Source organism: Acidimicrobiales bacterium (assembly GCA_041394245.1).
GTDB lineage: Bacteria > Actinomycetota > Acidimicrobiia > Acidimicrobiales > Aldehydirespiratoraceae > JAJRXC01.
This window is the reverse complement of record JAWKIR010000002.1, coordinates 119,583-140,743: the sequence shown is the minus strand read 5'-3', so window position 1 is coordinate 140,743 and position 21,161 is coordinate 119,583. Positions and strand designations below refer to the sequence as shown.

General features: G+C 67.8%; 19 protein-coding genes. 13 read left to right on the top strand and 6 right to left on the bottom strand.

Annotation, left to right across the window (positions count from 1 at the left end; all coding sequences use genetic code 11):
* Nucleotides 1-9: 9 nt before the first annotated feature.
* Genes R2707_00755 through R2707_00710 form a run of 10 tightly spaced genes read left to right on the top strand, consistent with a single transcriptional unit; the run spans nucleotide 10 to nucleotide 11,615 of the window.
* Nucleotides 10-1,530, top strand: coding sequence for an ABC transporter ATP-binding protein (locus tag R2707_00755; GenBank protein ID MEZ5243598.1), 1,521 nt, complete (start codon nucleotides 10-12; stop codon nucleotides 1,528-1,530).
* Nucleotides 1,527-2,669, top strand: coding sequence for an ABC transporter permease (locus R2707_00750; protein ID MEZ5243597.1), 1,143 nt, complete (start codon nucleotides 1,527-1,529; stop codon nucleotides 2,667-2,669). Before R2707_00755 ends, R2707_00750 begins: the two co-directional genes overlap by 4 nt.
* On the top strand, nucleotides 2,666-3,925 hold the full coding sequence (locus R2707_00745; protein ID MEZ5243596.1) for an ABC transporter permease: 1,260 nt from the start codon (nucleotides 2,666-2,668) through the stop codon (nucleotides 3,923-3,925). Before R2707_00750 ends, R2707_00745 begins: the two co-directional genes overlap by 4 nt.
* A 2-nt stretch (nucleotides 3,926-3,927) precedes the next feature.
* Nucleotides 3,928-4,764, top strand: a complete 837-nt coding sequence (locus R2707_00740) for a phytanoyl-CoA dioxygenase family protein (protein MEZ5243595.1) — start codon at nucleotides 3,928-3,930, stop codon at nucleotides 4,762-4,764.
* An 8-nt stretch (nucleotides 4,765-4,772) separates the two neighbouring features.
* The gene (locus tag R2707_00735) at nucleotides 4,773-5,354 is read left to right on the top strand and encodes a GNAT family N-acetyltransferase (GenBank protein MEZ5243594.1); all 582 of its coding nucleotides are present in this window, start codon (nucleotides 4,773-4,775) and stop codon (nucleotides 5,352-5,354) included.
* 8 nt (nucleotides 5,355-5,362) lie between these two features.
* Complete coding sequence (locus tag R2707_00730; GenBank protein ID MEZ5243593.1) at nucleotides 5,363-6,484, top strand: adenosine deaminase; 1,122 nt, start codon at nucleotides 5,363-5,365, stop codon at nucleotides 6,482-6,484.
* Between the two features lie 32 nt (nucleotides 6,485-6,516).
* Nucleotides 6,517-9,444, top strand: coding sequence for an insulinase family protein (locus tag R2707_00725; GenBank protein MEZ5243592.1), 2,928 nt, complete (start codon nucleotides 6,517-6,519; stop codon nucleotides 9,442-9,444).
* Nucleotides 9,445-9,450: 6 nt separating this feature from the next.
* The gene (upp, locus tag R2707_00720; GenBank protein MEZ5243591.1) at nucleotides 9,451-10,083 is read left to right on the top strand and encodes a uracil phosphoribosyltransferase; all 633 of its coding nucleotides are present in this window, start codon (nucleotides 9,451-9,453) and stop codon (nucleotides 10,081-10,083) included.
* A 44-nt stretch (nucleotides 10,084-10,127) separates the two neighbouring features.
* Nucleotides 10,128-11,006: an NAD(P)-dependent oxidoreductase gene (locus R2707_00715; protein ID MEZ5243590.1), complete on the top strand. Its 879-nt coding sequence runs from the start codon at nucleotides 10,128-10,130 to the stop codon at nucleotides 11,004-11,006.
* Between the two features lie 12 nt (nucleotides 11,007-11,018).
* Nucleotides 11,019-11,615 (top strand): hypothetical protein, encoded by a 597-nt coding sequence (locus R2707_00710; protein MEZ5243589.1) that lies wholly within the window; start codon nucleotides 11,019-11,021, stop codon nucleotides 11,613-11,615.
* On the opposite strand, the gene R2707_00705 is transcribed toward R2707_00710, so the two are convergent.
* From R2707_00705 to R2707_00685, 5 genes are all read right to left on the bottom strand, one after another.
* Nucleotides 11,612-12,469: a crotonase/enoyl-CoA hydratase family protein gene (locus R2707_00705; GenBank protein ID MEZ5243588.1), complete on the bottom strand. Its 858-nt coding sequence runs from the start codon at nucleotides 12,467-12,469 to the stop codon at nucleotides 11,612-11,614. The genes R2707_00710 and R2707_00705 overlap by 4 nt on opposite strands.
* Nucleotides 12,470-12,478: 9 nt before the next feature.
* Entirely contained in the window at nucleotides 12,479-13,795 is a 1,317-nt protein-coding gene (locus R2707_00700; protein MEZ5243587.1) for a ferritin-like domain-containing protein, read from the bottom strand.
* 64 nt (nucleotides 13,796-13,859) lie between these two features.
* Nucleotides 13,860-14,288, bottom strand: coding sequence for a TetR family transcriptional regulator (locus R2707_00695; GenBank protein MEZ5243586.1), 429 nt, complete (start codon nucleotides 14,286-14,288; stop codon nucleotides 13,860-13,862).
* 78 nt (nucleotides 14,289-14,366) lie between these two features.
* A complete protein-coding gene (locus R2707_00690) occupies nucleotides 14,367-15,341 on the bottom strand; it encodes an adenosine kinase (GenBank protein ID MEZ5243585.1) in 975 nt (324 codons plus the stop codon).
* 86 nt (nucleotides 15,342-15,427) lie between these two features.
* On the bottom strand, nucleotides 15,428-15,565 hold the full coding sequence (locus R2707_00685; protein MEZ5243584.1) for a hypothetical protein: 138 nt from the start codon (nucleotides 15,563-15,565) through the stop codon (nucleotides 15,428-15,430).
* Between the two features lie 106 nt (nucleotides 15,566-15,671).
* Between R2707_00685 and R2707_00680 the strand changes: the two genes are divergently transcribed.
* The 3 genes from R2707_00680 to R2707_00670 all read left to right on the top strand — a co-directional run bounded on the left by R2707_00680 (nucleotide 15,672) and on the right by R2707_00670 (nucleotide 19,961).
* Nucleotides 15,672-18,188, top strand: a complete 2,517-nt coding sequence (locus R2707_00680) for a M1 family metallopeptidase (protein ID MEZ5243583.1) — start codon at nucleotides 15,672-15,674, stop codon at nucleotides 18,186-18,188.
* A 100-nt stretch (nucleotides 18,189-18,288) separates the two neighbouring features.
* Nucleotides 18,289-19,476: a metallophosphoesterase gene (locus R2707_00675; GenBank protein MEZ5243582.1), complete on the top strand. Its 1,188-nt coding sequence runs from the start codon at nucleotides 18,289-18,291 to the stop codon at nucleotides 19,474-19,476.
* Entirely contained in the window at nucleotides 19,473-19,961 is a 489-nt protein-coding gene (locus R2707_00670) for a VOC family protein (protein MEZ5243581.1), read from the top strand. Before R2707_00675 ends, R2707_00670 begins: the two co-directional genes overlap by 4 nt.
* Here the strand turns inward: R2707_00670 and R2707_00665 are convergent.
* Complete coding sequence (locus R2707_00665) at nucleotides 19,937-21,148, bottom strand: bifunctional 3,4-dihydroxy-2-butanone-4-phosphate synthase/GTP cyclohydrolase II (protein MEZ5243580.1); 1,212 nt, start codon at nucleotides 21,146-21,148, stop codon at nucleotides 19,937-19,939. The genes R2707_00670 and R2707_00665 overlap by 25 nt on opposite strands.
* Nucleotides 21,149-21,161: the final 13 nt, after the last annotated feature.

Sequence of the window (21,161 nt, the reverse complement as noted above, 5' to 3'; positions counted from 1 at the left end):
AGGAGCAGTGTGACCGCCGCCATCGAACTCCAGGGCATCACGAAACGCTTCCCCGGCGTCGTGGCCAACGACCGCGTCACCCTCACGGTCGAAACCGGCGAGATCCACGCGATCTGCGGCGAGAACGGCGCAGGCAAGTCGACGCTCATGAAGATCCTCTATGGCATGCAGCCCGCCGACGAGGGGACCATGATCGTCAACGGCGAGACCGTGACGTTCACATCGCCGAGTGACGCCATCGAACGCGGCATCGGCATGGTCCACCAGCACTTCATGCTGGCGGACCAGCTGACGGTCATGGAGAACGTGATCCTGGGGTCCGAGCCGGTGAAACGATGGGGCGTCATCGACACCGACGCCGCAACCACCCACCTCAGCGAGGTCGCCGACGCATACGGGCTCGAGGTCGACCCGAACGACCTCGTCGAGACACTCGAGGTCGGCGAACGACAGCGCGTCGAGATCATCAAGGTGCTCTTCCGCGGCGCTCGGATCCTCATTCTCGACGAGCCCACCGCGGTGCTCGTGCCCCAGGAGGTCGAGGAGCTGTTCCGGAATCTCCGCGAGCTCAAGGCCGACGGCGCGACCATCATCTTCATCGATCACAAGCTCGACGAGGTGCTGGCGATCGCCGACACGATCACCGTCATCCGCCAGGGCAGGACGGTGGGAACGGTGAAGCCGGGCGACGTGACCGCCCTCGATCTCGCCGAGATGATGGTCGGTAGCGAGCTCCCGTCTCCGGACACCCAGCAGGCCGTGGCCACGTCGGAGGCCGGACTCACGGTGGAAGGGCTGACCGTCACCGAAGACGGGCGCCCGGTCGTGAACGACGTCAGCTTCACCGTGCACCGTGGTGAGATCGTCGGCATCGCCGGGGTCGAGGGCAACGGCCAGACCGAACTCGTCGACGCCATCATCGGCACCCACAGACCCGACACCGGCTCGATCAGTCTCCTCGATGCCGATGTCACCCACTGGTCCGTCCGCAAGCGTCGCGAGTCAGGTCTCGGCTACGTCCCGCAGGACCGCCACGACGAGGGCCTGCTCCTCGAGCATCCGCTGTGGGAGAACGCGGCGCTCGGGCACCAGACGACTCGCCCGTTCTCCCGGGGATGGTTCATCGACCGACCGGGGAGCAGACAGCGCACGGAGGAGATCCGCGCCGCGTTCGACGTGCGCACGCCCAACATCGAGGTCTCGGCCTCGACCCTGTCCGGCGGCAATCAGCAGAAGCTGATCATCGGCCGGGAGCTGCTGGCCGAACCCAAGGTGTTGATCGCCGGCCATCCGACGCGAGGAATCGACGTCGGGGCGCAGGCCGCCGTATGGGAAGCCCTCCGCGAGGCGCGGGCCGACGGCCTCGCCACCCTCCTCATCAGCGCCGATCTCGACGAGTTGATCGGACTCTCCGACCGCATCCTCGTGATGCTGCGAGGCCAGCTCGTCGGCGAGGTCGACCCCGCCGTGGTCACGCCCCGTGATCTCGGCGCCTACATGACCGGCGCAGCAGTAGGGAGCACCTCATGATCCGCCGCATCGACACCCGACGGCTCGTCCTCGCGCTCGCCGCTCCGGTCATCGCCGGGGTTGCCGCGATCGTCATCTCGTCGATCGTGCTGCTCGTCTCCGGCAGCAGTCCGGTCGAGGTCTACGGCGACATGCTCGAGAACGCGTCGCGTCTCGAGACAACCGTCGACATGCTCAACCGAGCAACGCCGCTCTACATCTCGGGCGTGGCAGCAGCCATCGGGTTCCGCATGAACCTCTTCAACATCGGCGTCGAAGGCCAGTACCTGTTGGCTGCGTTCTTCGCCGCGGCCGCAGGCGCCGCCGTCGACCTCCCCGCGCCGTTGCACATCGCGTTCATCCTGATCGTGGCGATGTCGGTCGGCTCGGCCTACGCGGGATTCGCCGGTGTCCTGAAGGTCACCCGCGGGGTCAACGAGGTCATCTCCACGATCATCCTGAACTCGATCGCCGTCGCCGGCATCATCGCGTGGCTGCTCGGCGAGTGGCAGGACGACTCGCGGCAGGGCCTCAACCAGGGCACGGCCTTCATCTCCGGGTCGGGGCGACTGCCCGATCTCAACTCGTGGATGGAGATCTTCACCCGCGACATCGGCAAGGGTCGGCACCTGACTTCCGTCATCCTCATCGCAATCCTGGTCGGCATCGCCTTCCACGTGTTCGTCAACCGCATGATCGTCGGTTTCGACCTGCGGGCGAGCGGCTCCAACCCCACGGCGGCCGGCGTGTCGGGTGTCAACCCGAAGCGCATGGTCGTGCTGGCGATGGCCCTGTCGGGAGCGTGCGCCGGACTCGTCGGCATGAGCGAGATCCTGGTCAACAAGTTCTCCTACGACCGCAGCATGGTCTCGGGTCTCGGGTTCAAGGGCATCGCCGTCGCCCTGCTCGGACGCAACCATCCCGTCGGGATCGCCTTCGGCGCACTGCTGTGGGCCTTCCTCGACGCGTCGTCGGGAATCCTCCAATCGACCAACAGCGCGTCACGCGAGATCGTCGAGATCATGCAGGGCGTGATCCTCCTCACCGCGGTCGCCGGCTTCGAGGTGGTCAAGCGGATCAGGGCCAACGACGAGGCCCGGGGCGCAGCGGAGGCGATGGCAAAGAGTGCCGACCGGTCGATCGAAGGAGCCATGGCATGACCCGCCTCGCCAATCTCCCGGCCGGCATTCGTTGGGCGCTCTATGCGGCGGTGGGCCTGTTGGTCCTGACCGTCGTGCAGACCTTCGGCACCGACGACACCTCGCGCCTCACGGCAAGCGGGACCTCGTCGACCATGTTGCGATGGTCGATGGTCGTGCTGCTCGCCGGTCTCGGGGGGCTCTTCAGCGAACGGGCCGGCATCGTCAACATCGGACTCGAGGGCATGCTCGTGCTGGGCACCTGGTTCGGCGCCTGGGGCGCCCTGCAATGGGGCCCGTGGGGCGGGCTGCTGCTCGGAATGGTCGGGGGTGGCATCGGCGGCCTCGTCCACGCCGTCGCAACGATCGGCTTCGGCGTCGACCACATCATCTCGGGGGTCGCGATCAACGTCATCGCGCCGGGGGCGATGCGCTACCTGTCCGAGGAGATCTTCGTCGGCTACGAGGGTGGATCGGTCAGCGACTCGCCGAGGGTCGAGGAGTTCGGTGACTTCACGATGCCCTTCCTCGCCGGCGGCGACCTGTTCGGCTGGAAATCGCCGAACATCCTCCAATGGCTCGGCGACAAGGAATGGTTCTACATCTCCGACGTCGCCAGCTTCACCCAGGGTCTGGTGACCGATCTCTCCTACCTGACGATGATCGCTCTGGCCCTGGTCCCCATCAGCACCTGGGTGCTCTGGCGCACCCGCTTCGGTCTCCGGCTCCGGATCTGCGGCGAACGACCCGAAGCCGGCGAGTCGCTCGGCGTCGACATCATCCGTCACAAGTACATCGCCGTGATGATCAGCGGTGCGCTGGCCGGACTCGGCGGCGCCTACATCGTTCTCGAGCTCACCGGCTTCTACAAGGAGAACCAGACAGCGGGTCGCGGCTTCATCGGACTCGCCGCGCTCATCTTCGGCAACTGGAGACCCAGCGGCGTGCTCGTCGGCGCACTCTTGTTCGGCTACCCGGACGGGCTCCAGCTCCGCGACCTCCAGGGGAATGCCACTCACGCACTGCTGCTCGTCTTCACGATTGCCCTCGGCGCCGTGGCGATCGTGGCCGCACGGAGCGGCAAGCGGGTCGACGCGATCCTCTCCGGACTACTCGCCCTCGCCGTCGGCTTCTGGTACTTCACCACCGACAGCGTCCCGACATGGTTCCCACAACTCACCCCGTTCGTCGTGGTGTTGCTCGTCCTGATCTTCTACAGCCAGCGACTGCGCATGCCCGCGGCGGACGGCCAGCCGTATCGCAAGGGCCAGTCGTAGCCGTGCTCGACACCGAGCAGCTCGCCGCCTGGGAGCGCGACGGCTACGTGGTCCTCCCCGGCGCGGTCGATCCCGACGCCTGCGACCGTTTGCGCGCCCACGTGGTCGGTCGCCTCGCCGAGGCCGACCCGTCGGCCAACACCGATCTGACCGTGTTCGACACGACGGCGCAGGGCCATGCCCAGGACGAGTACTTCCTCACGTCCGGCGACGTCGTCCGCTGGTTCCTCGAGGATGGTGCCGTGGTCGACGGGAAGCTCACCCGGCCGCTGGAGCTGGCGGTCAACAAAATCGGTCACGCGATGCACGACCTCGATCCCGAGTTCGATCGTTTCAGTCGCACGCCGATGCTCGCCGAGCTCGCCACCGACCTCGGCCTGACCGATCCGCGACTGCTCCAGTCGATGTACATCTTCAAACAGCCCGGTATCGGCGGCGAGGTCACCTGCCACTGCGACCACACCTTCCTGTGGACGGAGCCCCAGTCGGTGATCGGCTACTGGTTCGCCATCGAGGACGCGACAGTGGAGAACGGTTGCCTGTGGGTCGCGCCGGGCCACCATCGCGAGCCCGCCCGGATGCGATTCCGCCGTGAGGGATCCGGCACCACCATGGATCTCCTCGACGACACCCCGTGGCCGACCGACGACCTGATCCCGATCGAGGCCGAGAAGGGCACGATGGTGGCGCTCCACGGCCTGCTCCCCCATTGGTCGGCGCCCAACACGTCCGACCGGAGCCGCCACGCCTACACGCTCCATCTCATCGACGGGGTCGCCGAGTATCCAGCCGACAACTGGCTCCGCCGGGCCGACGACATGCCGTTGCGCGGGTTCTGATGCCGGCGATGTCACGCCACGCCACGCCGGCCGATGCCGCCGTGTTGACCGACACGTTGGTCGAAGCGTTCCGTGCCGACCCGTTCTGGGCCTACTTCATGCCTGATCCCGACCGTGACGGCTTCGGACACGAACCGGCGATCCGCGATGCCATGGCCGCCGAGGTCGACTCGTATCTCAACCACGGTCACACCCACATGATCGACGACCGGGCCGCCGCGCTGTGGACCCCGCCGGGCATCAGATCCAACGACGACGCACTCGGCGAGGCCTTCGGCCGCCATGTCGCTCCCGAGCTCCTCGAGGCGGCCTTCCCGCTCTTCATCGCGATGGAGGAGTGCCGACCGCCCGAGCCCCACTTCTACCTGCACCTGATCGGTGCTCGCGACCGGGCGCGGGGTCAGGGCCTCGGTTCGGTGCTCCTCGAGCGCATCACGTCGATCTGCGACGACGAACGCCACCCGGCATATCTCGAGGCGTCGACCCCGCGTAGCGCTGCGCTCTACGCCCGGCACGGCTTCGTGGAGGTCGCAGTGATCGAGTTCGCGCCCGGCGTTGCGCTTCGTCCGATGATCCGCGACCCGGCCTAACCTGGGGTATGGCCAGCCCCGCGACTGCAGTACCCGACGTCGGCCCGCCCACGCTCGACCGAATCCGGCACGCACCCAAGGTCCTCTTGCACGACCATCTCGACGGTGGGCTACGGCCGAGCACGATCATCGAGCTCGCCGACCGGATCGGCTACCGCGATCTCCCGGCGACCGATCCCGACGAGCTGACCGCCTGGATGCAGCGCGGGGCCAACCGCAAGGACCTGACGCTCTATCTCGAGACCTTCGCACACACCGTGGCGGTCATGCAGACCCGCGACGGCATCGAGCGCGTGGCGCGGGAGTGTGCGCAGGACCTCGCGTCCGATGGCGTCGTCTATGCGGAGATCCGGTTCGCCCCCGAGCTCCACACCGAACAGGGTCTGGGTCTCGACGACGCGATCGAGGCGGTGCTCGCCGGCTTCGCCGCCGGCGCGGCCGGTACCGAGCTCACGATCCGGGCCATCTGCTCGGCGATGCGTCATCAGCACAACGCCCTCGAGGTCGCCCAGGCGGCCGTGCGGTGGCGAGACCACGGCGTGGTGGGGTTCGACATCGCCGGCCCCGAGGACGGGTTCCCGCCCGACGATCATCTGCTGGCCTTCCAGTACTGCCACCGCGAGAACTTCCACATCACGATCCACGCCGGCGAGGCCTACGGCCCCCGCTCGATCTGGAAGGCGCTCCAGTACTGCGGCGCCGAGCGTCTCGGGCACGGCATCAGGATCATCGAGGACCTGACCCGTACCCCCGACGGCGAACGCGAGCTCGGGCGCCTCGCGCACTATGTCCGTGACCGCCGGATCCCCCTCGAGGTGTGCCCGACGAGCAATGTCAACACGGGCGTCGTCGACCGGATCGCCGATCACCCCATCGCGGAGCTGATCGACCTGCGTTTCCGGGTCACGCTCAACACCGACAACCGTCTCATGTCGGGTGTCTCGATGTCGTCCGAGATGGCGGCGCTCGTCGACGCCTTCGGCTACGGCTGGGACCGTCTGCGCTGGCTCACTGTCAACGGGATGAAGTCGAGCTTCCTGCCCTTCAAGGAACGCCTGCAGATCATCGAGCAGGTGATCAAGCCCCGCTACGCCATCCTCGAGGCGTGGGCGCTCGAACCTCGGGTCTAACCCCGTCGAAGGTTTTCGGTAGGGTCCTCGCCATGCGGATCCCTTTCCTTCGCCTGCTGGCGATCATTCTCGCCGCGGCGTTGGTCGCCGTCGCCTGCTCGGACGACCCCACGGCTGACGAGCTCGTCGACGGCGCCACCGACGGGCTCGACGCGTCCGATGGCACCGACGCCGACCCCGATGCCGGCGCCGACCCCGAAGAGACCGACCCGACGGCCATTCCGGCGGCCACCCCGCCCGAGGTCGACGGCACCCCCCTCCCCATCGACGACGACTACCGCATCGGCACCCTCGACAACGGCCTCACGTATCTGCTGCGCAGCAACGACAGCCCGGGAGCAAGCCTCGATCTGCGTCTCCTGGTCAATGCCGGATCGCTCCAGCAGGAGACTCCCAACGACGGCAGCGCCCACTTCCTCGAGCACATGATGTTCAACGGCACCGAAGCGTTCCCCGGCAACGAGCTGACGACCCAACTCCAGCGACTCGGCATCCGTTTCGGTGCCGATGTCAACGCCTACACGAGCTACGACGAAACCGTGTATCTGCTCGGGGCCACGACCTTCGAACCGAGTGCCCCCGACATCGCCTTCGACGTACTGGCGGAGTGGGCGGCCAGGGCCACCATCGAACCCGACCAGGTGGCCGCCGAGGTCGGCGTCGTGCGCGACGAGCTCCGCCAGGGCCGCGAGACCGTCGACGGCTTCGTCGTCACCCGGTTCGAGGAGATCTACACGGAGGGGACGCCCTACGAGAACCACATCGTGATCGGCGACGCCGAGCTGGTCGAGGCCACGACGGCAGAGACGCTCCGGAACTACTACGAGACCTGGTATCGCCCCGACAACATGGCGGTGGTCGTCGTCGGCGACCTCCCCCTCGACGAACTCGAGTCCGAGGTCGTCTCGCGGTTCTCGAGTCTGACCAATCCCGACACTCCCCTCGATCGACCCGAGGTCGAGATCGAACTCGACCCCGAACCCGTCACCGAGATCATCACGCACCCCGACAACGGCATCGACAACCTGTCGCTCGACATCCCGCTGCCGGTGTGGGACACCGGCACCGTCGGCGGCGAACGGATGACGCTGATCGAGACGGCCGTCGCCGCGATGATCGAGACCCGCCTCGGTGAGGCCTTCCAACGAGGCGACCTCGACTTCGACCGGCAGCCCTCCTTCGGCGCCTTCAGCCTGAACCGCGGCCTGCGCTACTACGGCACCAACGTGACGGCCCCCGAGCTCGACACGGCGCTCGACGCGTTCATGGGGCAGCTGCTGCTCGCCGCACTCGAAGGATTCACCGACGACGATGTCGCGCGGGTCAGGGAGCTGCTCGTCGCAGGCCTCGACGACGAGCTCGACACACTCGCCTCCACCCAGGACTGGCAGTACGCGGGCGTCCTCAGCGACCACTTCCTCACTGGAGGACAGGCCGACCAGGCCGAGCGCCGCATCGCCCGCCAGCGCGAGATCATCGAGTCGTTCGATGCCGACGAGCTCACCAACTTCTGGCGTTGGATCCTCGAGAGCAGCGGGCCCGTGGTCGTCGCCATCGGCGACGACGCCGCCACCCTCCCCACTCCCGAGCAGCTGCGCGAGGTACTCGACAACGCTCGACCGGCGGCAACCGGCGACTCGGCCGTCGCCATCGACGAGCTGATGGAACCGCCGGAACCCGCGGCGACCGCGAGTGAGACGACACGCTCGACACTCGACGGCGACATCGAGGAATGGACGTTCGAGAACGGCGTCGTCGTCTCGTACCAGGAATCGAAGATCGCCGAGGGCAACGTCTCGGTCACCCTCGAGTCGACCGGTGGTTGGAGCACCTTCGAAAACCCCGACGCCTCGCTCGCGGACGCGGCGGTGGACGCAGTCCTGCTGAGCGGTGTGGGTCCCTACGGGCCGGCCACGGTGGAGCGCTACCTCGAGAGCCGCTCCATCGGGATCGACATCGCCATCGCCGAATGGAACGAATCGATCAATGGTTCGGCCGCGACGAGTGATGCCGAAGACCTCTTCGCGCTCATCCACCTCACGATGACCCAACCCCGGGTCGACGACGTCGCCCTCCGGTCGGTGGCCCGCGTCGGGGAAGCCAGCCTCGAGCTCGCGGAGACCAACCCCGACGTCCGGGCCCAGGAGCTGCTCACCACACTGTTGAACGGCGACGACCAGCGCTACGCCGGCCTCCACAGCCAGGAGGAGATCGACGCGCTCGACCCCGGCGAACTGCTCGACGTCTTCAGCAGCCGTTTCGGCGAGGTCGACGACCTCCATGTGGCGATCGTCGGCGACATCGCCGCGGCGGCGGCGTTCGACCTGTCGGCCCGGTACCTCGGCACCCTCCCCACGGGCGACGACGACACCTGGATCGATCTCGGTGTCGAACTCCCGACCGATGCGGTGCGCGGCGAGGTCATCCTCGGCGACGGCACCGCCGACGGCGGCCTCCAACGGGTCGATTGGGTGCTCGGTCAGCCAAATGCCGAGGACGAGGTCGTCGGGGTCCTGCTGTCGACGATCATCACGAACCGCATCACCGAGGTCATCCGCGAGGAACTCGGCGCCTCGTACGGGGGATCCGCCACGGTGTTCGCCTCGCACGAGGGTCCGGGTTCGATCGGGTCCTACATCTCGGTCGACGGCGACCCCACCCGGCTCGACGAGATCCGCACCGCACTCGACGAGGTCCTCGACGAGCTCGCCACGACCGGGCCGACGGCCGACGAATTCGGGCGGGCCGTGTCGGTCACCCAGAACGACTACGGCTTCGTCAACAACGGGCTGTTCCTTGCCGCCAACATCGCGGCGACCCGATTCCCCGACGTCGACAGTTTGCAGATCGACGAGCGGTTCCCGATCCTCGCCGGGGTGGCACGCACCGACGTGCGAGACCTGGCGGCCGAACTCTTCGCCGACCCTGCGTCGGTCGAAGTCGCGAAGGTCCTGCCGTAGATCGCCATGCACATCCACGTCGTCGACCATCCACTCGCCGCAGTCGCGCTCACCCGGCTTCGTGACGAGACCACCACCCGACCGGCCTTTCGAGCCGCACTGCGGACGCTGAGCCGCCATCTCGTCTACGAGGCCTCGCGCAGCCTCGCCACGGAGGAGATCGACATCGTCACCCCCATGGGGCCGACCACCGGGACCGCGCTCGGCCCCGACACCGAGCTCCCGCTCCTCGTCCCGGTCCTCCGAGCCGGACTCGGCATGCTCGACGCCGCCCTCGCCGTCCTCCCCGAGGCCCGCACCGGATTCATCGGCCTGAAACGGAACGAAGAGACCCTTCGACCCGACGTCTACCTCAACACCGTCCCTCCCGATCTCCGGGGGCAGCCGGTGATGGTGCTCGACCCGATGCTCGCCACCGCCGGCTCGGCGATCCATGCGTGCGAGAGCCTGCGAGCCGCCAATGCCGGCCCGATCACCGTGGTCTGTGTCCTGTCGGCGCCCGAAGGAGTCGACGCCCTCACCGCGTCGGGCACCGCCGACACCCACGTCACGGCCGCCATCGACAGCCACCTCAACGAGATCGGCTACATCGTCCCCGGCCTCGGCGACGCGGGCGACCGCCAGTTCGGGGTCGATTGATGGGCGGACGCCGGATCGCCGTCGAACCGCGAAGCCGGCCCGCCATGCACGAAGCCCTCGTGGCGGCGGTGGAGCGTGCCGGAGCACGCGTGGTCGACCTCGCCGATGCCGACGCACTCATCTGGGCCGATCCCGCCGCGGTCGACGAACTCGAACGTGTGGTGCACGAGGCCTCGAACGCGCGCTGGGTCCAACTCCCCTACGCCGGCATCGAGAACATGGTGCACGTGCTCGACGACGACCGGCTCTGGACGTGCGGCAAGGGCGTCTACGCCGACGACTGCGCCGAATGGATCATGGCGGCACTGCTGTCGGCCTTTCGCGACATCCCGACGTTCGCCCGCACGCGGTCCTGGGGCGCCCAGACGGGCCGAAACCTGCTCGGCGCGAACCTCACCCTGCTCGGTGGCGGAGGACTCGCCGAGAGCTTCCTGCGGCTCATCGAGCCATGGGGGTGCACGGTCACCTGCGTTCGCCGCGGGAGCGACGCAGTACCCGGCGCGCACCGAACCGTCACGACCGATTCCCGGCTCGATGCGGTCCGCGAAGCCGACGCCGTGATCGTCTGCCTGGCACTGACTCCCGAGACGACCGGCGTGGTCGATGCGGCGCTGCTCGACGCGATGCCCGACGACGCGTGGCTGATCAATGTCGGCCGCGGCCGACACGTGGTGAACGACGATCTCGTCGATGCGCTCCGCGCTGGTGCTCTCGCCGGCGCCGTGCTCGACGTCACCGATCCCGAACCGCTCCCCGACGACCATCCGCTCTGGGGGTTCGACAACGTGGTGATCACGCCACACGTCGGCAACACCCCGGAGATGGGTCTCGCGCGGCTGGCGGAGCGGGTCGAGGAGAACGTACGCCGCTGGCTGGCCGACGAGGAACTGCTCGGACCCGTCGATGTCGCCGCCGGGTACTAGCCTCGAACCCACATGCTCGATCACGTGTTCACCGACGCCATCGGCTCGCTCCGCGACGCGTTCGAGGACTCCCGCCTCGAACGCCAGGCATTCGAGGAACGTTTCCAGGTCGACGTCCTTCTCGGCGACGTCTCGTGGCAGACCAGCTACGGCCTCCCCGGCGAGGGCCTTCCACCCCGGGTCCAGGCCGATGTCGGCTGTGTCTGGCCCACGTGGTCGCAGACCGCATACCGCAGCTGGTACGTCGACGAGGAGCTCACCGAACCACCGAGGATCGAGATCGAGATCACGCTACGGGTACAACGCCTGACCGAAGCCCCCGAGCCCCGCGGGGTTCTCTCGGTCCTGCCGATCACCAGCCCCGACGTGGGCGGCGAACGACTGACGCGCGGTGGGCCCACCGTCGAGTCGATCCACGGCGACGACCCCGACGACGTCGAGTACGCCATCGAGGTCAGCTACGAGGGTGTCTACGAACTCGACGAAGCCGCGCTGGTCGACGGGTCGACCCTCGACGAACACTTCGGCACGCTCGGCGGTTGGGTCGCCTCGACGCTCGTGAAGCTCGGCGACCTCGACCTGCAGTTCGGTCCCCCGCTGGAAGACTAGAGCCCGCGTCGGATGGCGCCGAGATCGTCGAACGCCGGATCGCGACCTTCGGCCTTGGCGGCGAACGTCTCGGCCATGTCTCCGGGCTGGAACATGCCGGTCTGCCATGCAGCGATGTATTTCAACGAGTCCTCCACCGTGTGGTCACGGGTGTAGAGGATCGTCTCCTTGGTGCCGTGGATCGCCAGCGGCGACTTCGACGCGATCTCGGCGGCGATCTCGTGCACACCGCTCAGCATCGACTCGTGGTCGTCGAACACCTGGTTGACGAGGCCGTAGGCGAGCGCCTGCTCGGCGGGCATCCGGCGACCGGTGTAGGCGAGCTCACGGACGACACCCTCGGGTATCAGCTTCGGGAGCCGCTGGAGCGTGCCGACGTCGGCCGTCATGCCGATGTTGATCTCCTGGATGCAGAAGAACGCGTCACGGGTGGCGTAGCGACAGTCCGCCGCGGTCACCATGTCGACCGCTCCCCCGATGCAGCCGCCCTGGATCGCCGCGAGCACGGGCATCCGAGCCTGTTCGAGGATCGAGAACGATTGCTGGAGATGCAAGACGTTGTAGCGCAGCGCGGCTCGCTGCCGGCCCGTTTCCCTGATGCGCTCACCCGAGTCGACCGCCTCGGCGGCATCGCCACCGCCGGTGAACACCGCCAGATCCATCCCCGCGCTGAAGTGCTTGCCCGTCGATGACAAGACGACGGCACGAACCCTTCCGGAGTCGGAGAGCTCACCGATGATCTCGGGCAACTCCGACCAGAAGGCCGGGATCATCGAGTTCAACGATTCGGGGCGCGACAGGCGAACGTGGGCGACGCCCTCGGTCTCCTCGACATCGAAGCAGGTGTATCCCATGCGGCGAGGCTACTGGAGCGCCGCAGCGGCGGCGGCTTCGGCTTTCTCCGCCGACTTCCCTTCGAAGTCGCCCTCTTCCAGGTCGTAGTCGAGGAACTCCGAGCCGGTGTCCTCGAAGTGTTCGAACTCGATCACGCCGATGTCGGTGAAGCGGTCGCGCAGCCAGCCGTCGCCGGCGTCGAGCAGACCGAGCTTGCGGCAGTTGGGCACGATCTTGGAGAACAGCATCCGTTGGAACACCTTCGATTCCTCGGGGGCGTTGAGCAACAGCTCGACCATCCTGCGGGTGTCGACACCCATGTGCTCCCAGACCTCCTGCTGCAGGAAGCGATCGCGCATCCGCAGCGCCGCCTCGAAGGCGAACTCCTGACGCTCACGGATCTCGGCGTGACTCATCTCGGCGTAGACCTCCTGGAGGGACAGCACGCCGAAGGCGACGTGGCGGGCCTCGTCGCTCATCACATAGCGCAGGAGCTTCTTGAGCAGCGGCTCGGTGGTGACATCGTGCATGAAGCCGAAGGCGGCGAGGGCGAGGCCCTCGACCATGATCTGCATGCCCAGATAGGTCATGTCCCAACGGCTGTCGTTGATGATGTCGTCGAGCAGCAGACCGAGATGGGGGTTGACCGGGTAGCCGCCGTCGAGCTTCTCGTCGAGGTAGCGGGCGAACACCTCGACGTGACGGGCCTCGTCGACCACCTGCGTCGCCGCGTAGTACTTGGCATCGATCCACGGCACCGTCTCGACGATCTTCGCCGTGCACAACAGCGCGCCCTGCTCACCGTGCATGAACTGGCTCAGGCGCCACTTGATCGACTGGAGACCGAACTCCTCCCACTCCTTGTCGCCCCACTTGGCAACCGGACTGTTGGGGTCCTGGTCGAAGTCGCCCATCAGACCGCGCTCGAGGCTGAGGTCGAGGGCCGTGTAGGGATCGACCTCGATCGACCAGTCGAGATCGGTCGTACCGTTCCACTGCGAGGTCTTGGCCTTCTCGTAGAGCTTGTCGAGCTTGGCCCGCTCGCCCTTGTCGTAGCCCCACGTGAAGATCGCGTCGGCGTTGTCCTCCACCGCGTGGATCAACTCATCGGCATTGGTGTTCGCCTGCGCGATCTCCATGATCCGATCGACATCATTGGCATCGGTGACAGCCATCTCAGGACTCCTGGGTAGGGGATGTTCAGTAGGGATCTGGGCGGACGCGGCCGCGACCGCCGGCCGGGCTGCTGCGAGCAGACGTTCGATGACGGCGTTCCAGCCCGCGGCGCTCGGGAGGTCTCGATCGATCGACCCGAACATGGCGAAGCCGAGGCTGATGCGTGGCACAGCGCGACGATCGCATCGGTCGGCAGGGCCGGATCGAGCAGGCCGGTGGCCTTGCCGCTGTCGATCAGGAGGCCAGGCGGGCTTCCTGCTCGGCGATGCGCCTCGTGAGCATTGCGTGGAACTCCGGATCCCGGCGGGCGATCACCATCGCTTCGGCGATCAGCGCATCGGCCGACGGCGAACGCACGACCAGTTCCGAGCCGAGCGAGGCGAGAATGTCGGTGACGTCGGCACCGTCGGACGACAACAGCTGTTCGAGCCGATCCATCATCACCACGTCGAGGGCATCGAGCATCAGGTCGTGCTTCCCGCTCCAGCGGGCGTAGATGGCGCCGGTCGTGACGCCGGCGGCACGGGCGATCGCAGCGACCCCGGCCTTTTCGAACCCGCGCTCGGTGAAGACGTCGACCGCAGAGGCCAGCAGCCGATCCGTCAACGGGTCATGCGCCGCAGCGATATCGACGAAAGGGCCGTAGCGTCCATCGCCAGGCATGATAACGATTATTATCGGATCGGTCAACGGGAACGCGTCGCACTGGCACGCGCTCGGAGACTCCGACCGGGACGGCGCTCAGACCAGGGTGGCGAGCGCGACGTGGGGCCGCGCCCCGATGTGGGAGATCACCTCGGCCGCGGCGATACCGCCCAGTTCGGCACACCGGCCCAGGGTGGCGCCGTTGGCCAGTCCGTGAAGAAAGCCCGACGCATAGAGGTCGCCGGCGCCCGTGGCGTCGACCACGTGGGCCACCGGCGCAGCCGGCACCACGATCGTCTCGCCTCGCGAACGGATCACCGAACCCTTCGCCGATCGGGTGAGGGCAGCGATCTCGACCAGGTCGGCGATCGCTTCGGCCGCAGCATCGAAGTCGTCGGTCTCGAACAGCGAGCAGATCTCCGATTCGTTGGCGAAGACCAGATCGACCTTGTCGGCGAGGAGGTCGAGCCACTCCCCGCGATGACGATCGACGCAGAACGCATCGGACAGCGTCATCGACACCGTCCGGCCCGCCGCGGCGGCGGCACCCATCGCGCCGCGGATCGCCTCCTTGGCGATGTCCATGTCCCAGAGGTAACCCTCGCAGTAGGTGATCGCGGCCGAAGCGACGAGATCCTCGTCGATGTCGTCCGGGCTCAGGAACGCCGAGATCCCGAGGAAGGTGTTCATGGTGCGCTCGGCGTCGGGCGTCACCTGGATGAGACAGCGAGCGGTGGGCGGCCCCTCGGCGCCGGCCGGAACATCGAATCCGACACCGGCCGCGCGCAGGTCGTGCATGAAGACCTCGCCCAGCTGGTCGTCGCGGACCTTGCCGAGGTAGGCGGCCCGGCTGCCGAGGCTGGCGAGGCCAGCCATGGTGTTGGCCGCAGACCCGCCGGAGGCCTCGATGCCCGGCGGCATCGAGGCGTAGAGCGACGTCGCCCGATCGGCATCGATCAGGGTCATCGCTCCCTTGTTCAGATCGTGGGTGACGATGAAGTCGTCGTCAACGGTCGAGATGACGTCGACGATGGCGTTGCCGACGCCGACGACGTCGAGAGTGGCTTCCACGAGGGCTCCATGGGCAGGGTTCCGGAACGCACCGATGGTAGCGCCGGGGACCGGGGTCCCGCCTGGGGAATGTGGCCCAAATGGCCCTATGCCGCCAGCGACTCTCCCCGACCGTGGGCGATCGCCTCGGCGAACTCCTTGTCGTCGACGCCGAGCTTCGCGTCGGGCCATTCGATCGGATCGAACGACTTCTCCAAGTCCTTGCGACGATTCCGGTTCCGCATACCGAACTCCTTTGGGTGGATGACTCGCTCCTCCCATCAAACCGGAGATCGGTATTACAGAGGTGTGTTTCGGTTTACGGTCTGGTGAAGGTTCTAGATTCGTCGGATGACCGAAGTGGACCCCCGTCTCCCGTCTCACGTCGTCCCGCACCGCTACGAGCTGGTGATCGAGCCCGACATCGCGAATGCGAGTTTCCGCGGGTCGGTGACGATCGACGTCGAGCTGCTCGAGACGACCGACGAGCTCGTCTGCAACGCGATCGAGCTCGAGATCGACAGTGCCCTCGTCATCATCGGCGAGGGCGCCGCCGCCGTCGAGCACGTGCCCGACGTCCGTCTCGACGACGCGACCGAACGCCTGCACCTCACCCTCCCCCACGATCTGCCGCCCGGCCCGGCCCGGGTGGTCGCCGGCTTTCGAGGGACCCTGAACGATCGTCTCCGGGGCTTCTACCGCTCGACCTACGAAGACGACGAGGGCAACGAGCACACGATCGCCACCACACAATGCCAGTCGACCGACGCCCGTCGGATCTTTCCGTGCTGGGACGAGCCGGCATGGAAGGCGACGTTCGCGATCACGCTCGTCGTCGATCCCGAACACCTCGCCGTGTCCAACAGCGCCGAGGTCGCCGACACGATCGACCCCGACGGGCGCCGCCGCGTCACCTTCGCCGAGACGATGCGGATGTCGACCTATCTGGTGGCGTTCGTGGTCGGACCGCTCGAGATCACCGAGCCGGTCGACGCCGGCGGCGTGCCCGTGCGCATCGTCCATCGACCCGGCAAGGCCGAACTGACGCCGTTCGCGCTCGACGTCGCCGTCCACGCGCTCGAGTGGTTCGGCGACTACTACGACATCCCGTACCCGGGCGACAAGGTCGACCTCCTGGCGATCCCGGACTTCGCGTTCGGGGCGATGGAGAACCTCGGCTGTGTGACCTTTCGCGAGGTCCTCCTCCTCGTCGACCCCGCAGGAGCGAGTCAGCCCGAACTCCAGATCGTGGCCGACGTGATCAACCACGAACTCGCCCACATGTGGTTCGGTGACCTCGTCACCATGAAGTGGTGGGAGGGCATCTGGCTGAACGAGGCGTTCGCCACGTTCATGGAGACGTCCTGCAGCGACGCCTTCCGTCCCGACTGGGAGGTGTGGACCACCTTCGGCCGGGCCCGAGCGGCCGCGTTCGACACCGACGCACTCGCCAGCACCCGACCGATCGAGTTCCCGGTGGTCTCCCCGGAGGAGGCGGAAGGGATGTTCGACGTCTTGACCTACGAAAAGGGGGCCTCGGTCGTTCGCATGTTGGAGCAGTACCTGGGCGCCGAGACCTTCCGCGACGGCGTCCGGCACTATCTGAAGACCCACGCCTACGCGAACACCGAGACGAGCGATCTCTGGGATGCGCTCGAACAGGTCAGCGGCGCGCCCGTCCGCTCGATGATGGACGGCTGGATCTATCAGGGCGGTCACCCCGTGGTCGAGGTCGACACGACACCGCACGGCACCCGGCTCGCCCAGCGCCACTTCAGCCTCGATCCGGCCGCCGCCGAAGCGAAGCGATGGACGGTGCCGGTCGGGCTGCGACTCGAACACGACGGCAACCTGGTCGACCACCGAGTGCTGCTCGACGGCGATGCACTCGTCCTCACCGCGCCCGGGAAGCTCGTCAGCGCCAACGCCGACGCCGCGGGGTTCTATCGGGTGGCCCACGGACCGGCGACACGAGCCGCGATCGCGACCGACGGCCCCGGCCGGCGCAACGCCGACGAACGACACGGACTCATCGACGATGCCTGGGCGCTCACCGTCGCCGGCGAGCTCCGCGGCGACGACTGGCTCCAGCTCGCGATGGCCATGGCCGGCGAATCCGACCTCACGGTCTGGCAGGCGTTGTCAGCGGGCTTCGCCGGGTTGGAACGCATCGCGTCCGACGCCGCCCGAGCCCGGCTCGTCGCCCACATCACGACGCTGGCCATGCCCTGCCTCGATCGACTCGGCATCGACCCGGCGACCGGCGACGACGACCGCACCCGGGAGCTGCGGGCCACGGTACTGCGACTGCTCGGCGTCGTCGCCGAAGACCCGACCGTCATCGCGGCCTGCCGTGACCGCCTCGACCACAGCGACCCCACGCTCGCCGCCGCGGCGCTGACCGTGGTCGCCCACGCCGATCCCGGCGCAGGCCCCCGTATCCGCGAGATCTGGCAGTCGGCCGACGACCCTCAGACCGAGCAACGGCACTTGCGAGCGCTCGCCGACCTTCCCGTTGCCGAGTTGGGAGTGCTCGACGACATCCTGGCTGGCGACGTGCGGTCCCAGGACGCGCCCTATGTCATCCGTCGGGCGCTGACCAACAAGGTCGCGGGACCGGCCACATGGGCGTTCACCAGAGCCAACTGGGACGTGCTCGCCGAACGGTTCCCGAGCAACTCGCTCGCTCGACTGCTCGAGGGCATCACCGGCCTCGACACCGAGGCGCTCGTCGCCGACACCACGGCGTTCCTCGCGACCCACCCCGTTCCCCAGGGTGCGATGCAGGTGGCGCAGCACCTCGAGCGCCAGAGGATCAATGCGGCATTTCGCACCCGCGAAACGGGCCGGCTCACGGCTGAGGTCTAGGAACGAGTTCGTTCGTCGACCGCTCGACGGTCGCTCGGAAGTACCGCGCCCCAAGTCGCCGCGTCCAGTGCCTCAGGAACCGAGCGTCGAGGGCCGATGGATGAGGGTGCCGCCGACACTCCCCTTCACCGGTCTCGCGCCCGTCGAGGTCTTCGCCGTCGAGGATTCCGTCGCGCAACTGGTCTGGCGTGACGTGCCCCCCGGTGACGTCGGCGTGGTCGTTCGTGGGCACTGCCAGACACTCGGCGAGGGTGGCCGCCCCGGTGCCGGTGAGATCACAGGGCTGACAACGGGCGCTGCCAACGTCGTCGACATCACGCTCGACCGGCGCGTCATCGCCACGCGCGAGATCCACACGACCCCTCCGATCCCCGGACCCGACCTCACCCGCATCGCCACGATCAGCGACCTCCATCTGGGCGAGGAGGGCTTCGGCCTCGTCAAGGACATACGCGAGACCGGGAACCACGCCCACACCTATCCGCTGCGCTGCGCGCTCGCCGCGATCGCCGAGGCGACCGAGTGGGGGGCGGAGCTGCTGGTCATCAAGGGCGACATCACCGACCTCGGCCAACCCGACCACTGGGAGCAGTTCGACGAGCTGCTCGATGCCGCCACCATCCCGGTCGTCGCGATCCCGGGCAATCACGACACGTTCCAAAAGCCCGGGTCCCTCGATGCCGCCCACGAACTCCGCCGGCGCGGCCTGTTCCCCGACGACATCCAGACGATCGATCTCCCGGGCGTGCGAATCGTCGCCGCCGACACCACGACGCCGCGGCACACCTGGGGGCGGATCGAGCACCTGTCGGAGTCGCTCTGCAGGGCCGTCGACACCGACGACCCCGTTCTCCTCCTGCTCCACCATCACCTCGAGACGCACCACTACCCGCGGTTCTGGCCGCTCGGGACGCCCAAGCGCCAGGCAGGCCATGTGCTCGACGCCCTCGTCGACACGAATCCCGACCTCCTGATCTCGTCGGGCCACACGCACCGCAACCGATCGCGGATCCATCGATCGGCCGTCATCACCGAGGTCGGCGCGACCAAGGACCATCCCGGCGTCTGGGCGGGCTATGTCGTCCACGACGGGGGTATCCGCCAGGTCGTTCGCCGGGTGGCCGAGCCGTCGTGCATCGAATGGAACGACCGCACCCACGCCGCCGTCGGCGGGGTCTGGGGCATGTGGTCCCCGGGCCGGCTCGACGACCGTTCGTTCGCTCACACGTGGTCGAGAACCGGCGTGTCCGCCGCGGCTCGGCCCGTGGCCGCCACACTGGAGGGGTGAACGCTCCTGGCCCGGCTTCGACCCGCTGGACCCATGTCGCCCTGCCGGTTCGAGACCTCCAGGCGAGCCTCGACTGGTACGCCCGTTGGACGCCGCTCGTGTGCGTGCACGACCGGACCGACGACGAGGGCCGCACCGCGTGGCTCGGGCACCCCGTCGACCGTGCCGCCCCTGCGCACCCGTTCGTGCTGGTCCTGATCGAGAAGGCCGACGACTTCGACGACGTCGCGACGGTGCTCAGCCCGCTCGCCCACCTCGGGTTCGAAGTGACATCGCGCGATGCCGTCGACGCCATCGCCGACGAGGCTCGGGTCGAGGGGGTCCTGCACTGGGACGCCGTCGACCACGGACCGCCCGTCGGCTACATCTGCGCCATCGTCGATCCCGACGGCAATGTGGTCGAGTTCAGCCACGACCAGGGCGTGTACGCCGCGGCCCAGCAGGCTGCGCTGCCGCCCGATCAGGCGTCTTCGGCGAGTGTGTGACCCATCCGGTCGCGCTTGGTCCGCAGGTACCGCACGTTCTCCGGGTTGGTTTCGATCTCGATCGGAACCCGCTCGGTGATCTCCAGGTCGTAGCCCTCGAGGCCGCCGAGCTTGGTCGGGTTGTTGGTCATCAGCCGCATGGCCGTGATCCCGAGATCGGCGAGGATGTTGGCTCCGACCCCGTACTCACGCGAATCGATCGGCAGCCCTTGGGCCTCGTTGGCCTCGACCGTGTCCATCCCGCCGTCCTGCAACGCGTAGGCCCGCAGCTTGTGACCGATCCCGATCCCGCGACCTTCGTGGCCCCGGAGGTAGACGAGTACCCCGCGGCCCTCGTCGGCGATCTTCTGCAGCGCCGTGTGCAGCTGCGGGCCGCAGTCGCACCGGATCGACGCCAGGATGTCGCCGGTCAGGCATTCGCTGTGGACTCGCACGAGCGGCGGCGTCCCCGCCTCCACGTCGCCCATCACGTAGGCGACGTGCTCGACACCGTCGAGCAGCGACCGGTAGGCGTGGGCCATGAAGTCGCCGTAGGTCGTGGGGACCCGGGCGGCAGCGAAGTGCTCGACGAGCTTCTCACGGCGACGGCGGTGACGGATCAGATCGGCGATGGAGATCAGGCGAAGCCCCCACTGGTCGGCGAACGCCCGACAGTCGGCGAGGCGCAACATCGTGCCGTCGTCCTTGGTCATCTCGCAGATCGCTGCGACCTCGACCCGCCCGGCCATACGGCACAGATCGACGGCCGCTTCGGTGTGGCCGGCCCGCTTCAGAACCCCGCCGTTGCGGGCTCGCAGGGGGAAGATGTGGCCGGGGCGGCTGAACTCGCGGGGCGAACGGTGTGGGTCGGCCAGCGCGGCGACGGTGCGGGCCCTGTCAGCGGCCGAGATGCCGGTGCTGTTCCCGGCGACGAGGTCGATCGTGACCGTGAACGCGGTGCGATGGGCTTCGGTGTTCTCGGCGACCATCAGCGGCAACTGCAGGCGATCGGCGTGCTGCTCCGACATCGGCGCACAGATCACGCCGCTGGTATGGCGCACCATCCATGCCATCTTCTCCTCGGTCATCGCATCGGCGGCGATGATGAGATCACCCTCGTTCTCGCGGTCCTCGTCGTCGACGACAACGAGGAACTCGCCCCGCTTGAACGATTCGATCGCATCGTCGATGGTGTCGAGCTGCGTCATGTTGGTGGTCTCC